We start from the raw sequence: 12,391 nt of genomic DNA on the forward strand, positions 1-12,391 counted from the left end.
CTTATTCGTGAAACGCCGCCGGGAGGGTTGAGCGGCATAAACCAGACTGTTCCAGTCGCCAGGCGGCTTGCAGGGCGATGTCTTCGCGCCAGGGCGCCGTGATTAATTGCACACCGACAGGCAGGCCGGTTTGCGTGGTGAGCGGCACCGTGACGACCGGCAGGCCGACGAACGAAATCGGCTGGGTTAACATGCCCATGCTGGCGCGAATCGGTAAATCGGTGTGGTTGAGACGCAGGGTTTCCTGACCGATCGACGTGGCCGGGCACGGGGTCGCCGGTGCAATCAGCAGATCGGTGTCGCGGAACAGCGCCAGCACGTCACGGCGGAAATGATCGCGAAAACGCTGTGCCTGCACATACCAGGCCGCCGGGATCATCGCACCGGCCAGCAACCGTTCACGCGAGAGCGGTTCGAACAGCTCAGGCGTGGCTTGCAGCGCAGGCAGATACTGATTGCCCCCCTCGCTGGCAGAGAGAATAAAAGCCGCCGTGCGCGCCAGGCTTGCCTGCGCCAGCGTTACTTCATCGTCGGCGTTAAGCGCCTGTGCGACGGCGCTCACCGCTGCGCTGGCGTGTTCATCACACCAGTCGGCAAAGTAACCGCCCAAAACCCGACACCGCAGGGGCGTTGCCTCGTCAAGCATGGTGGCGCTTGCGAGCGCCGGTCGATCCGCCTGAAAACGATCCGCCGGATCGTGACCTTGCAGGGCGTCAAACACGAGTGCCAGATCGTCGGTGCTGCGCGCCAGCGGGCCGATGTGATCGAGGCTGCCGACAAACGGCTGCGTACCGTGGCGTGACAGGCGGCCAAACGTTGGTTTGAGCCCGAAAATACCGCACAGCGAAGCGGGAACGCGAATGGAACCGTTGGTATCGCTGCCGAGTGAAAAATTCACCAGCCCGGCGGCAACGGCGGCCGCCGACCCCCCGGATGAGCCCCCGGCGATACGGGTCAAATCGTGTGGGTTACGGGTGGCACCGTAGTGGCTGTTTTCGGTGGTAAAGCCGTAAGCGTAGGCGTCCATATTCAGCATACCGGAGAGCAGCGCGCCCTGTGCCTGTAGCTGGCGTACGGCGAATGCATCCTGAGCGGCCGCCGGGCGTTGGCTGAACAGCCTGGCACCGGCCAGTGTGGTTTCACCGGCGACATCAAACAGGTTTTTCACCGCATAGGGTACGCCCGCCAGCGCGGGCAGCGGCTCGCCCCGGCGGTATTGCATATCGATGCTTGCGGCTTCAGCCAGCATACGTTGTGCCGTGACGGTGGTGTAGGCGTTGATGGCCGGGTTGTGCTGTTCAATATCGGCCAGCGTATCGCGGGCGAGCTCTTGGGCCGACAGGTGGCCTGCCGCCAGTTCGCGCTGTAACGTGCGAATCGATAACTGGGCTGCTTTCATGGCCGGTAGACTCCCGCCACCTCTTGCCGCTCGTCGAGCGAGCAGGCCATCAGCGGTTGCGCCATCGCGGCGATGCGGCTGAACTGGACGTGCAATTCCTGACGGCGCGTGTCGTCTAGCTCCAGCCCCATCAGGCTTTCCATCTGTTGCAGGTAGGCGTGTATCACGTCGTTATCCATGTTCGGGTTTTTCATTATCAGCACCTTTCAAAAGGAAAAATTAATAGCCGACGGCGCTGCCGTTGCTGCGCGGATCGCTGGCACCTTCCAGCATACCGTTAGCATGACGCACGATAGCTCCGGCGTGGCCGACGGTTTCACTGAAGCCTGTCAGCAGCTCGACCTCGTGGCCGAGCGTACGCAATGCCTCGACGGTCGCGGGCGTGAAGCGGTCTTCCAGTTTCAGGGTATCGCTGGTTTGCCCCCAGGTGCGGCCCAGTAACCAGCGCGGCGCGGTGACAGCCTGCTGTAGCGGCATTCCCTGCATAACGTGACGAATGAACAGCGCCGCCTGCGTCTGCGGCTGGCCGTCGCCGCCCATCGAGCCATACACCATGGTGCGCCCGTCATAAAGGCGCGCCGCCGCCGGGTTCAGGGTGTGAAACGGTTGTTTGCCCGGTTCCAGCGCCAGTAAGTCATGAGGGTCAAGACTGAATGACGCGCCCCGGTTTTGCCACAGCACACCGGTGCCCGGCAGCACCATGCCGCTGCCGAATTCGTGGTAAAGGCTCTGAATGAACGAGACCGACACGCCATGACGATCGCACACGCCCATCCAGACGGTATCGCCCGGCCCTTTGCCTTTTCCCCAGGGGGCGGCGGCGCGGGTATTCACGTTTTTCGCCTGCGCATTCAGGCTGGCGTCAGACAGCAGCGCCTGCACATCCTGCGTCATCCGTTTGGGGTCGGTGAGGTATTTATCTCGCCAGGCGAAAGCCAGTTTGGTGGCTTCGACAATACGGTGGATGGTCTGGCTGTCGCTAATATCAGCCATGCAAAGCCGGTCAGTGATGCCCAATATCGCCAGTGACACCAGCCCCTGCGTGGGCGGTGCCAGGTTAAACACCTCGCCTTTGCTGTGCTGTAGCACCAGCGGCGCGACGCGACGGGCATGGTATTTAGCCAGATCGTCGCCCGTCACCGGCATGCCAAGCGCGGCCATTTGCGTTGCCAGTCGCGCCGCCAGCGCCCCCCGGTAAAAGCTATCTAATCCGTCTTGCGCCAGCTGTTGCAGCGTAGCGGCCAGATCCGGCTGGGTGAAACGGCTGCCGGTGCGGGGGATCTTACCCTGCGGCATAAAGACCCGGCTGAATTCAGCGAAATCGCGCAGTTCGTGCTGGCGATTGGTGAGCGCGTCTTCCTGCGACTGGGTAACGGGGATACCGTCCCGCGCGTAGCCAATGGCGTCTTCCAGTAACGTGGTCAGCGGCAGCGGCGCACCCAGATCCTGTTCTGCGGCGTAGTTCAGCGCCTCCTGCCACCCGCCTACCGTCCCGGCGACGGTCAGCGCCGCGTTGGGGCCACGGTGCGGAATGCGGCTTTCACCGGCGTAACGCGCCCGGTTTGCCAGCGACCCGGCAGCGCCGCTGGCATCAATGGCAATTGGCGTGCCTTGCGGCGGCACAATCAGCCAGAAGCCATCGCCGCCTAAGCTGTTCATATGCGGGTACACGACGGCGATGGCGGCAGCAGCGGCCACCATCGCTTCAATGGCATTGCCGCCGGCGCGTAAAATGCGCTGTGCGCTGGCGCTGGCGAGATGATGCGGCGTGACCGCCATGCCCGATGGGGCGATATTGCTTTGCATCATGAAGATAAGGCTCTTGGTAGACGGTAGGATGGTCGAGGTTAAGCAAAAGCCGTTCCATCTTTTCTGCTTGCGGCCGACCGACGGTTGTATGCTATGTTCATCATAGCGTCAGTGACGTGAAACAAAAGTTACAGTTACCACACAGTGACAAGGGCGGGTAAGGGCGGGTAATGAAGCAGATTGATGAACGGCTACGCAGCCAGTACAGCGACCTGTCGCCGCAGGAGCAGCGGGTGGCTGATTTTATTTTTGACCATCTCGATGATTTGATCAGTTATAACAGCGCCGAGCTGGCACGGCTGAGTGGCGTGTCAAAGGCGACGGTCAGCCGCCTGTTTCGCCGCCTTGGCTACCCGAGTTACCGCGAAATGCGTGATGAGCTGCGCACCTTGCGCCAAAGCGGGATGCCGTTGACCGATAACCGGGACGCGGTGCAGGGCAACACTTTGCTGGCGCGCCACTATAAGCAGGAGATGGCGAATTTAACCCAGTGGGTCAACCAGATTGACCCGCAGCAGTTCGGTGCGATGATCACCGCCTTGCAGCAGGCGCAGCGGGTGTGCATCATCGGGTTACGTAATAGCTATCCGGTTGCGTTGCATCTGCGCCAGCAACTGCTCCAGGTGCGCTCACAGGTGCCGTTGCTGGCACAGCCTGGCCAGACGTTGTCCGAAGAGCTTGCGGATCTCGATGCGCGCGATGTGGTGGTGGTGGTGGCGTTCCGCCGTCGGCCACGGCTGATTCTGCCGCTGTTGCAGCAATTGCACGCCCGCCGGATTCCGGTGTTGCTGCTGTGCGAGCCGCAGGCGCATGCACTGCCGCCGCTGGCATCCTGGTCGCTGACTGCGCCGCTGGATAGCGTTTCCGCTTTTGATAGTTACGCCAGCGCCATGAGCCTTATCAACCTTATCAGCAATGCGCTGTTGCATCAGATGCTGGCAGAAGGCCGCCAGCGTATTCATGATATTGCCGATCTTTACCAGCAACTGGATGAGCTGGAACTGCGCTGATGGTGCACCCGGCAGTGCATTTGATTCATTTTGGTGCAAATCTCTTCGGCTTGACTGCCCTGATAATGTGCATTTTTCCTGTCTTTGACGGCGTGCTATCGCCGCCTTGGTACGCTAAAAACCCCTGCCTGTGCTGTTGTCTCTCTGATTGAATCCGCACTGGAACTGATTTTCTGGTGCGCAGTCATCTGGCACGTATCTTGCTTTTATTTCTGTAACGAAGGTTTCAATATTTTTATTGAAGAATCTTTGGTTTCAACCTAACTTAACCGGGGGCACAGCAATGAAGATCGGAAAACGTTTTTTAGCAGTGGCAGGTGCGGCGCTGTTGATGGTGCAGGCGGGTCAGGCAATGGCAGATCAACTGCAAGATATTCAGCAGCGCGGCGTATTGCGCGTTGCGGTGCCGCAAGATTTCCCGCCGTTTGGTTCGGTTGGCACCGATTTACAGCCGCAGGGCTACGACATCGACATGGCGCGCTATCTGGCCAGTGAGATGAAACTAAAGTTGCAGCTGGTGCCGGTGAGCAGCGCTAACCGCGTGCCCTATTTGCAAACCGACAAGGTGGATTTGGTCATCTCCAGTCTTGGCAAAAACGCCGAGCGGGAAAAAGTGATCGATTTCAGCCGGGCGTATGCGCCGTTCTTCCTCGGGGTGTTTGGCGCGAAAGAGACGCCGGTAGACAAACCGGAAGCGTTGCAGGGGCAAACCGTTGGGGTGACGCGCGGCGCGGTGGAAGACATGGTGCTGACCGAGATTGCGCCGAAAACCGCCGACATCAAGCGCTATGAAGACAACAACACTACGCTGTCGGCGTATCTGTCCGGGCAGGTGCAGTACATTGCCACCGGCAATCTGGTGGTGGCGGCTATCACCGAGAAAAACCCGGCCAAAGCGCCGGTCGCCAAATTCATGCTGAAAGATTCACCTTGTTACATCGGCCTGAAGAAAGATGAACCGGCGCTGAAAGCAAAAGTGAATGAACTGATTGAAAAAGCCGTCAAGGACAACACCCTCAATGGGTTGTCGGAAAAATGGTTGAAAGCACCGCTGCCGGCCAATCTGGGCGCGTAAGGATAAGCCGATGACATACCAGCTTCATTTTGCGGCGCTGTGGCCCTACTGGCCAGCGTTACTGTCCGGGTTATGGGTGACGGTGCAATTAGCCACGATGGCAACGCTCGGCGGCATCGCGATTGGCATTTGCGGCGCGGCATTACGCAGCGGGAAACCGACGTTTATCAGCCGCTTATGGGGCCTGTATGTCGAGCTTATTCGCAACACGCCGTTTGTGGTGCAACTGTTTTTCATCGTGTTCGGCTTGCCGGGGCTGGGGCTTAAACTCACCGCCGGGCAGGCCGCCTTACTGGCGATGCTGGTGAATCTTGGCGCGTACAGCACGGAGATTATCCGCGCCGGTATCCAGGTGACACCGCAGGGGCAGTGGGAAGCGGCACGGGTACTGGGGCTTTCCCGCACCCAGACCTTCCTGCGGGTGATTTTACCGCCCGCGCTGCAACGCATTTATCCGGCGCTGGTCAGCCAGTGCATCATCGTGATGCTGGGCTCCTCGGTGGTGTCGCAGGTGTCGTTCGAAGAGCTGACCTTCGCCGCCAACTTAATTCAGTCTCGAACCTTTCTCAGCTTCGAGGTGTATCTGGTAACGACGCTGTGTTACCTGCTGTTGTCGGTCGCCATGCGCCAGTTATTGCTGCTGGCCGGGCGGCGTTTTTTAGGGACGGCGCGCTGATGACGACCTTTACTGACTGGGATATTGTGCGCAACCTGCTGCTGGCCGGGCGCTGGACGCTGCTGCTGTCGCTGGTGGCGTTTTTTGGCGGCGCGCTTGTCACGCTGCCGCTGCTGTTGCTGCGCTTAACCAAACGCCGCTGGCCGCTGCGCCTGACACGTGTGTACGCCGATGTGTTTCAGGGCACGCCGTTGCTGATGCAGCTGTTTCTGGCGTTTTTCGGGCTGGGGTTATTCGGCATCGACGTCAGCCCGTGGACGGCGGCTGCGCTGGCGCTGACGCTGTTTACCAGCGCGTTCTTGCTGGATATCTGGCACGGCAGCGTGCAGGCCCTGCCGAAAGGGCAATGGGAAGCCTGCCGTTGTCTGGGGCTGACCTTCACCCAGACGCTGACCCGGGTGATTGCGCCGCAGGCGATGCGTATCGCCATTGCGCCGACGGTGGGGTTTTCGGTGCAGGTGATCAAGGGCACCGCGCTGGCGTCCATCATCGGTTTTGTCGAGCTGACCAAGGCCGGCACCATGCTCAACAACGTCACTTATCAGCCGTTTAAGGTGTTCGGGCTAGTGGCGCTGGGCTATTTCCTGCTGTGTTACCCGCTGTCGTACTACAGCCGTTATCTGGAGAAGAAATTCAATGCCGCTCATCACCATTAATCAGGTTCATAAATATTACGGCCAGAACCACGTGCTAAAAGGGGTGGATCTGGATATTGATGCGGGCGAGGTCATCTCCATTATCGGTCGCAGCGGTTCCGGCAAAAGCACGCTGTTGCGCTGTATCAACGGGCTGGAAGGCTATCAGGACGGCAGCATTAAACTGGGCGGCATGACCGTGACCGACCGCGACTCGCAGGCGCGGGAAATCAGCCGTTCCGTCGGCATGATTTTCCAGAATTTTAACCTGTTCCCGCATATGACCGCGCTGGAAAACGTGATGCTGGCCCCCAGGCTGGTGCTGGGGAAAAGCGCCGCCGAGTGCCGTGAGCTGGGCGTGAAGATGCTGGAGAAGGTCGGGCTGGGCGAGCGTATCGATTACTACCCGTCGAATTTGTCCGGCGGCCAACAGCAGCGGGTGGCGATTGCCCGCGCGCTGGCGATGAACCCGAAAGTGCTGCTGTGTGACGAAATCACCTCCGCCCTTGACCCGGAACTGGTCGGTGAAGTGCTCAAGGTGCTGGAGCAACTGGCCGCTGAAGGCATGACGCTGATTCTGGTGACGCATGAGATGAATTTTGCCCGCGAAGTGGGCGACCGGGTGGTGTTCATGCATCAGGGCAAAGTGTGGGAGCAGGGGCGCGGCGATGCGCTGTTCGCTGACCCGCAAACCGCCGAACTGAAACAATTTATCGCCTCGGTACGGCTGTAGGTGGTGTGCCGTACCACGCAGAGACCGTAAAAGATTAACGACATCAGGAGTTCATGACATGCATAACGAGCTGTTTGCACAGATCAACCCTCCCCACCGTTTACTGATGGGGCCAGGCCCGATCAATGCCGACCCGCGCGTACTGCGTGCGATGGCAAGCCAACTGGTCGGCCAATATGACCCGGCGATGACCGGGTACATGAACCAGGTGATGGCGCTGTATCGCCAGCTGTTCCGTACCGACAACCGCTGGACGATGCTGGTGGACGGCACTTCGCGCGCCGGTATTGAGGCGGTGCTGGTGTCCACTATTCGCCCCGGCGACCGGGTGCTGGTGCCGGTATTTGGTCGTTTCGGCCACCTGCTGTGCGAGATTGCCCGACGCTGCCGCGCCGAGGTTCACACCATCGAGGTGCCGTGGGGCGAAGTGTTCACGCCCGATCAAATCGAAGACGCCATCAAGCGGGTAAAACCGCGCCTGCTGCTCACCGTCCAAGGTGATACCTCCACGACGATGCTGCAACCGCTGGCGGAACTGGGCGACATCTGCCGCCGCCATGATGTGCTGTTTTATACCGATGCCACCGCCTCGTTCGGCGGCAACCCGTTGCAAACCGATGCCTGGGGGCTGGATGCGGTTTCGGCTGGATTACAGAAGTGCCTGGGCGGGCCGTCCGGCAGCTCGCCGGTGACGCTCAGTTCACGTATGGAGGCGGTGATCCGCCAGCGTAAATGCGTGGAGCAGGGCATTCGCACCACCGACCATCAGGACGGTGACGACGAGATGATTTACTCCAAATTACTTCGATCTGGGCATGATCATGGATTACTGGGGGCCGGAGCGGTTAAACCACCACACCGAAGCTACCAGCATGCTGTTCGCCGCGCGCGAGTGCGCCCGCATCATTCTGGAAGAGGGGCTGGATGACTGTATCGCCCGCCACCAGTTGCACGGCAACGCGCTGCTGGCCGGTATTGAAGGCATGGGGTTGCAGCCCTACGGCGACATCGCCAACAAAATGAGTAACGTGCTGGGCGTGGTGATCCCACCGGGTATTCACGGCGAACAGGTACGCAAGCTGCTGCTGGAGGATTTCGCCATCGAAATCGGCACCTCGTTTGGGCCGTTGCAGGGCAAGATCTGGCGTATCGGCACCATGGGCTACAACGCGCGCAAAGACTGCGTGATGCAAACCCTGACCGCGCTGGAAGCGGTATTGAACCGGCTGGGGTTCCGTTCTGTGCAAGGGGCCGCATTGCAGGCCGCCTGGGAGGTGTATGACCGCCATCACCGCCTTTCGCACCACACCGACAAGGCGGCATCATGAGTGCGCCCATCCCTGAGACGTCCAGCGCGGTGATGACGCCTGCGGCAAGTGCCGATGCTGTTATGACCGAGACGGTTATTACCGAAGCGGGAATGGGCGGCCACGAAGCACAGGCGGCGGCAAGCCGGGTGATGGCGCGCTGTGATGCGCTGGCTCGCATCAGTGAAACGCCGGGGCAGCTCACCCGCGTTTACCTGTCGGCGCAGCACCTGCACGCCAATCAACAGGTTGGCGAATGGATGCATGAAGCCGGTATGCAAGTGTGGCAAGACGGCGTGGGCAATATCTGTGGCCGCTATGAAGGCCAAACACCGGGGGCACCGGCGCTGTTGCTCGGTTCACACCTCGATACGGTGCGTAACGCTGGCCGTTACGACGGCATGCTGGGGGTGCTGGCAGCGATTGAAACCGTGGCGTTTTTGCACCAGCGCGGCATTCGCCTGCCGGTTGCAATCGAGGTGGTGGGGTTTGGCGACGAAGAGGGCACCCGCTTTGACATTACGCTGCTTGGCAGCCGTGGGCTGACCGGCACCTGGCCTGAGAGCTGGTTATCGCGCCCCGACGCCGGGGGCATCACGGTGGCGCAGGCGCTGGAGCAAGCCGGTTTTGCGCCGCAGTCGATAGGTGCGGCGGCGCGGCTGCCGGAACAGATTCTGGCCTATCTGGAATTGCATATCGAACAGGGCCCGTGTCTGGAGCAGGCTGGGCTGGCGCTCGGCGTGGTCACTGCCATTAACGGCGCGCGGCGACTGAACTGCGCCTTTACCGGCCATGCCGGTCATGCGGGCACGGTGCCGATGTCACAACGTCAGGACGCGCTGGCCGCCGCCGCCGCCTGGATGACGCAGGCCGAGCAACTGACGCGTGACAGCGACCCTTATCTGGTGGCGACCTTCGGCACCTTGCAGTGCCTGCCTGGTGCGGCCAATGTGATTCCCGGCGAGGTGCATCTGACGCTGGATATTCGCGGGCCGGACGATAAACCGCTGGATGCGCTGCTGCAACGGTTGCTGACGCTGGCGCACGACATCGCCGCGCTGCGCGGCTGCACGTTCAGCGCCGACGAGTATTACCGTATTGCCGCCACCGGCTGCGATGCGGCGCTGCAACAGCGCTTGTCGGCGGCGGTGCAACAGGTGCAGGGCGATAATCTGCTGCTGCCGAGCGGGGCCGGGCATGATGCCATCGCCATCGCCGAGCGCTGGCCGGTCGGCATGCTGTTTATGCGTTGCAAAGGCGGCATCAGCCATCACCCTGATGAAGCGGTATTGAGCGATGATGTCGCGCTGGCATTGCAGGCGCTGCTGCTCACGGTATTGGGATACCGATAATCAAGAGCGCCTGAGCGCTCTTCAGACTGCTGACAAACGCATTAACTACAGGATGAAGCATATTTCCGGCGTCAAAAACTGCGCTGAGGTGGGCGGCCCGAACCGCGAAGTCGAACGCCGAAGGTAGCGCGTAGCGCCGCAGTTTAGCCACCAGCCAGTGGTCAAGGAGAGGTGGCGCTTGCACCTCTCCTTGTCGTGCGTGCGATGAAATAGCAGAGGAACCACACCGTTTACCCCGCACGAAACCATTCACTGAATAGGCAGACTTCACCGTTCACAAGAAAACCCGGCTGTTTGTCAACAGCCTCAAGAGCGCCTGAGCGCTCTTGTATCACACACTGAACTTATCGGCATCAAGCCAGGCGGGGAAGGCTTCACGGTAGCTTTGCAGCGCTTCGAGCGATAGCTCGGCGTCAAGGCGCGCTGGCTGGTGCTCAGGGGCGGAGGCCAGAATCGCGCCTTGGGCGTCGATAATCAGGCTGTCGCCCTGATAGCGGTGGCCGTTGCCGTCGCTGCCGACGCGGTTGCAGCCCGCCACGTAAGCCTGATTTTCAATCGCTCGTGCCGCCAGCAAGGTTTTCCAGTGCAGCGCGCGCGGCGCAGGCCAGTTGGCGACGTACAGCGCGAGGTCGTAATCCTGCCGGTTGCGGGAAAACACCGGGAAGCGCAGGTCATAGCAGATTTGCGGCAGAATGCGCCAGCCGCGCCATTCGATAATCTCTCGCGTCTGACCCGGCTGGTAATACTCATGCTCGCCCGCCATGCGGAACAGGTGACGCTTATCGTACTGATACAGCCGCCCTTGCGGGTCGGCCAGCAGAAAGCGGTTAACCGCCCCTTGCGCGGTTTGCACCGCCACGCTGCCGCCTATAAGCGCATTGGTGCGCTGCGCCCACTGCTTCAGCCAGGCTTCCACCACCGGCTGTTCCAGGCTGCTTTGGGCCGCTTCCATCGCAAAACCGGTGGTGAACATTTCCGGCAGGATGATGACATCGCGGCCGGTCATCTCGCCCAACAGACTATCAAAATGGCTGAGGTTGGCCGGGCCGTCCATCCAGGCCAGCGGTTGTTGTAATAACGTGATGTTTAAAGTTGACATAAGCGCTCCGCCGCCGCATCCAGAGTGGATTCCTGTTTGGCAAAGCATAACCGAATCAGGGTATGAGGGAAGGGGGATTCGCAGAAAACCGACAGCGGGATTGCCGCCACACCGACCTGCTCGGTCAGCCAGCGGCAGAAGCTGACATCATCCTGGCTGGAGATGGCGCGATAGTCCGCCAGCAGGAAGTAGGTGCCTGCACAGGGCAAGAGCTCCAGCCGACTGGCCGCCAGCGCGTTGACGAAGCGGTCGCGTTTGGCGCGATAAAAGTCGGGCAACTCGCGCCAGTGTTGCGCCTGTTGTTGCAGCATGTCGGCAATGGCCAACTGCGCCGGGGTGTTGACGGAAAACGTCAGATATTGGTGAACTTTACGCACTTCGGCGCTGAGTTGTGCCGGGGCAATGCAATAACCCACCTTCCAGCCGGTCATGTGATAGGTTTTGCCAAACGAAGACACCGCAATCGCCCGCTGGCGCAGCTCCGGGTGCGCCAGTACGCTGGCGTGGCCGCCTGCGGCGAAACTGATGTGCTCGTACACTTCATCACTCAGCACGTAGACCGGCGCATCGGCAATCGCCTGCCACAGTTGCTGAAAATCCGCATGAGACCAGACGGTGGCACAGGGGTTATGCGGCGTGTTGACGATAACCAGCCGGGTGCGTTTGCTCAGTAGCGCGCGAAAAGCCGACCAGTCCACCTGAAACGCTGGCGGTTGCAGCGCCAGACGTTTTAGCACGCCGCCCGCCAACTGTACCGCCGGGGCGTAGCTGTCGTAGCTGGGGTCGAAGCAGATAACCTCATCACCGGGGCGCACCAGCGCGCTGATGGCGGCAAACAACGCTTCAGTAGCACCAGCCGTGACGGTCACTTCACTGTCGGCGTCCGGCTGCCAGCCGTAGAGCGCGCCGGTCTTTTGCGCAATCGCCTGACGCAGCGGCGCCACGCCGGTCATCGGCGCGTATTGGTTCGCCCCCTGACTGACGTGATACGCCAGCCGCTGCTTGAGGTAGTCGGGGCCGTCAAAATCAGGAAAGCCCTGCGACAGGTTAATCGCCTGATGTTGCTGCGCCAGCGCGCTCATTTGGGTAAATATGGTGGTGCCGAGTGACGGGAGTTTACTGTCGGGGATCAGTGCGGCGCTCATAGCGAAAAAGGACTCCTGCAAGCGGATATTGCTGTCACTATATACAGGATGCTAGTATTTGGCAATCAAGACGCTTGGACGTTTAAACGGCTAAATTCCAAAAATCACTAAGCCATAACCAAACATAATAAGCAGGCTCATGAACGGGTTT

Annotated in this window: 11 protein-coding genes and 1 pseudogene; 7 read left to right on the forward strand and 5 right to left on the reverse strand. The window is 60.5% G+C overall.

Translation table 11 applies throughout. The features are described from left to right. Position 1: 1 nt before the first annotated feature. Genes O1Q98_RS15890 through O1Q98_RS15900 form a run of 3 tightly spaced genes read right to left on the reverse strand, consistent with a single transcriptional unit; the run spans position 2 to position 3,208 of the window. Positions 2 to 1,399 carry an AtzE family amidohydrolase gene (locus tag O1Q98_RS15890; RefSeq protein WP_125260433.1) on the reverse strand — a complete coding sequence of 466 codons (1,398 nt, stop codon included), beginning with the start codon at positions 1,397 to 1,399 and terminating at the stop codon, positions 2 to 4. Beyond that, a complete protein-coding gene (gene hpxX, locus O1Q98_RS15895) occupies positions 1,396 to 1,593 on the reverse strand; it encodes an oxalurate catabolism protein HpxX (protein ID WP_125260432.1) in 198 nt (65 codons plus the stop codon). Before hpxX ends, O1Q98_RS15890 begins: the two co-directional genes overlap by 4 nt. Positions 1,594 to 1,618: 25 nt before the next feature. Beyond that, a complete protein-coding gene (locus O1Q98_RS15900) occupies positions 1,619 to 3,208 on the reverse strand; it encodes a gamma-glutamyltransferase family protein (RefSeq protein WP_125260431.1) in 1,590 nt (529 codons plus the stop codon). Positions 3,209 to 3,378: 170 nt separating this feature from the next. Between O1Q98_RS15900 and O1Q98_RS15905 the strand changes: the two genes are divergently transcribed. The 7 genes and pseudogenes from O1Q98_RS15905 (at position 3,379) to hpxK (ending at position 9,996) form a co-directional block, all read left to right on the forward strand. Next, positions 3,379 to 4,218 (forward strand): MurR/RpiR family transcriptional regulator, encoded by an 840-nt coding sequence (locus O1Q98_RS15905; protein WP_125260430.1) that lies wholly within the window; start codon positions 3,379 to 3,381, stop codon positions 4,216 to 4,218. Between the two features lie 283 nt (positions 4,219 to 4,501). Beyond that, positions 4,502 to 5,293 carry a transporter substrate-binding domain-containing protein gene (locus O1Q98_RS15910; RefSeq protein WP_205744284.1) on the forward strand — a complete coding sequence of 264 codons (792 nt, stop codon included), beginning with the start codon at positions 4,502 to 4,504 and terminating at the stop codon, positions 5,291 to 5,293. 10 nt (positions 5,294 to 5,303) lie between these two features. Continuing rightward, positions 5,304 to 5,969 carry an amino acid ABC transporter permease gene (locus tag O1Q98_RS15915; RefSeq protein ID WP_125260429.1) on the forward strand — a complete coding sequence of 222 codons (666 nt, stop codon included), beginning with the start codon at positions 5,304 to 5,306 and terminating at the stop codon, positions 5,967 to 5,969. Beyond that, positions 5,969 to 6,625: an amino acid ABC transporter permease gene (locus O1Q98_RS15920; protein ID WP_125260428.1), complete on the forward strand. Its 657-nt coding sequence runs from the start codon at positions 5,969 to 5,971 to the stop codon at positions 6,623 to 6,625. The genes O1Q98_RS15915 and O1Q98_RS15920 overlap by 1 nt, the downstream gene beginning before the upstream one ends. Beyond that, positions 6,606 to 7,337, forward strand: a complete 732-nt coding sequence (locus tag O1Q98_RS15925; protein WP_125260427.1) for an amino acid ABC transporter ATP-binding protein — start codon at positions 6,606 to 6,608, stop codon at positions 7,335 to 7,337. The genes O1Q98_RS15920 and O1Q98_RS15925 overlap by 20 nt, the downstream gene beginning before the upstream one ends. Positions 7,338 to 7,395: 58 nt before the next feature. Continuing rightward, a pseudogene (locus O1Q98_RS15930) lies at positions 7,396 to 8,665 on the forward strand (pyridoxal-phosphate-dependent aminotransferase family protein). A 92-nt stretch (positions 8,666 to 8,757) separates the two neighbouring features. Beyond that, complete coding sequence (gene hpxK, locus O1Q98_RS15935; protein ID WP_416232427.1) at positions 8,758 to 9,996, forward strand: allantoate amidohydrolase; 1,239 nt, start codon at positions 8,758 to 8,760, stop codon at positions 9,994 to 9,996. A gap of 331 nt (positions 9,997 to 10,327) precedes the next feature. Here hpxK and O1Q98_RS15940 read toward each other — a convergent pair whose 3' ends face one another. Continuing rightward, positions 10,328 to 11,095 carry an amidohydrolase gene (locus O1Q98_RS15940; protein WP_125260425.1) on the reverse strand — a complete coding sequence of 256 codons (768 nt, stop codon included), beginning with the start codon at positions 11,093 to 11,095 and terminating at the stop codon, positions 10,328 to 10,330. Continuing rightward, on the reverse strand, positions 11,083 to 12,240 hold the full coding sequence (locus tag O1Q98_RS15945) for a pyridoxal phosphate-dependent aminotransferase (protein ID WP_125260424.1): 1,158 nt from the start codon (positions 12,238 to 12,240) through the stop codon (positions 11,083 to 11,085). Before O1Q98_RS15945 ends, O1Q98_RS15940 begins: the two co-directional genes overlap by 13 nt. Positions 12,241 to 12,391: the final 151 nt, after the last annotated feature.

It is taken from the genome of Dickeya lacustris (assembly GCF_029635795.1).
In the GTDB taxonomy this organism is placed as follows: Bacteria; Pseudomonadota; Gammaproteobacteria; order Enterobacterales; family Enterobacteriaceae; genus Dickeya; species Dickeya lacustris.

Excerpts from the sequence above, each read along its gene's own strand:
- O1Q98_RS15940 (WP_125260425.1), bottom strand. The coding sequence starts at position 11,095 with ATGTCAACTTTAAACATCACGTTATTACAACAACCGCTGGCCTGGATG.
- O1Q98_RS15920 (WP_125260428.1), top strand. The coding sequence starts at position 5,969 with ATGACGACCTTTACTGACTGGGATATTGTGCGCAACCTGCTGCTGGCC.
- O1Q98_RS15915 (WP_125260429.1), top strand. The coding sequence starts at position 5,304 with ATGACATACCAGCTTCATTTTGCGGCGCTGTGGCCCTACTGGCCAGCG.
- O1Q98_RS15945 (WP_125260424.1), bottom strand. The coding sequence starts at position 12,240 with ATGAGCGCCGCACTGATCCCCGACAGTAAACTCCCGTCACTCGGCACC.
- O1Q98_RS15910 (WP_205744284.1), top strand. The coding sequence starts at position 4,502 with ATGAAGATCGGAAAACGTTTTTTAGCAGTGGCAGGTGCGGCGCTGTTG.
- O1Q98_RS15905 (WP_125260430.1), top strand. The coding sequence starts at position 3,379 with ATGAAGCAGATTGATGAACGGCTACGCAGCCAGTACAGCGACCTGTCG.
- O1Q98_RS15925 (WP_125260427.1), top strand. The coding sequence starts at position 6,606 with ATGCCGCTCATCACCATTAATCAGGTTCATAAATATTACGGCCAGAAC.
- hpxX (WP_125260432.1), bottom strand. The coding sequence starts at position 1,593 with ATGAAAAACCCGAACATGGATAACGACGTGATACACGCCTACCTGCAA.
- O1Q98_RS15890 (WP_125260433.1), bottom strand. The coding sequence starts at position 1,399 with ATGAAAGCAGCCCAGTTATCGATTCGCACGTTACAGCGCGAACTGGCG.
- O1Q98_RS15900 (WP_125260431.1), bottom strand. The coding sequence starts at position 3,208 with ATGATGCAAAGCAATATCGCCCCATCGGGCATGGCGGTCACGCCGCAT.
- hpxK (WP_416232427.1), top strand. The coding sequence starts at position 8,758 with ATGGGCGGCCACGAAGCACAGGCGGCGGCAAGCCGGGTGATGGCGCGC.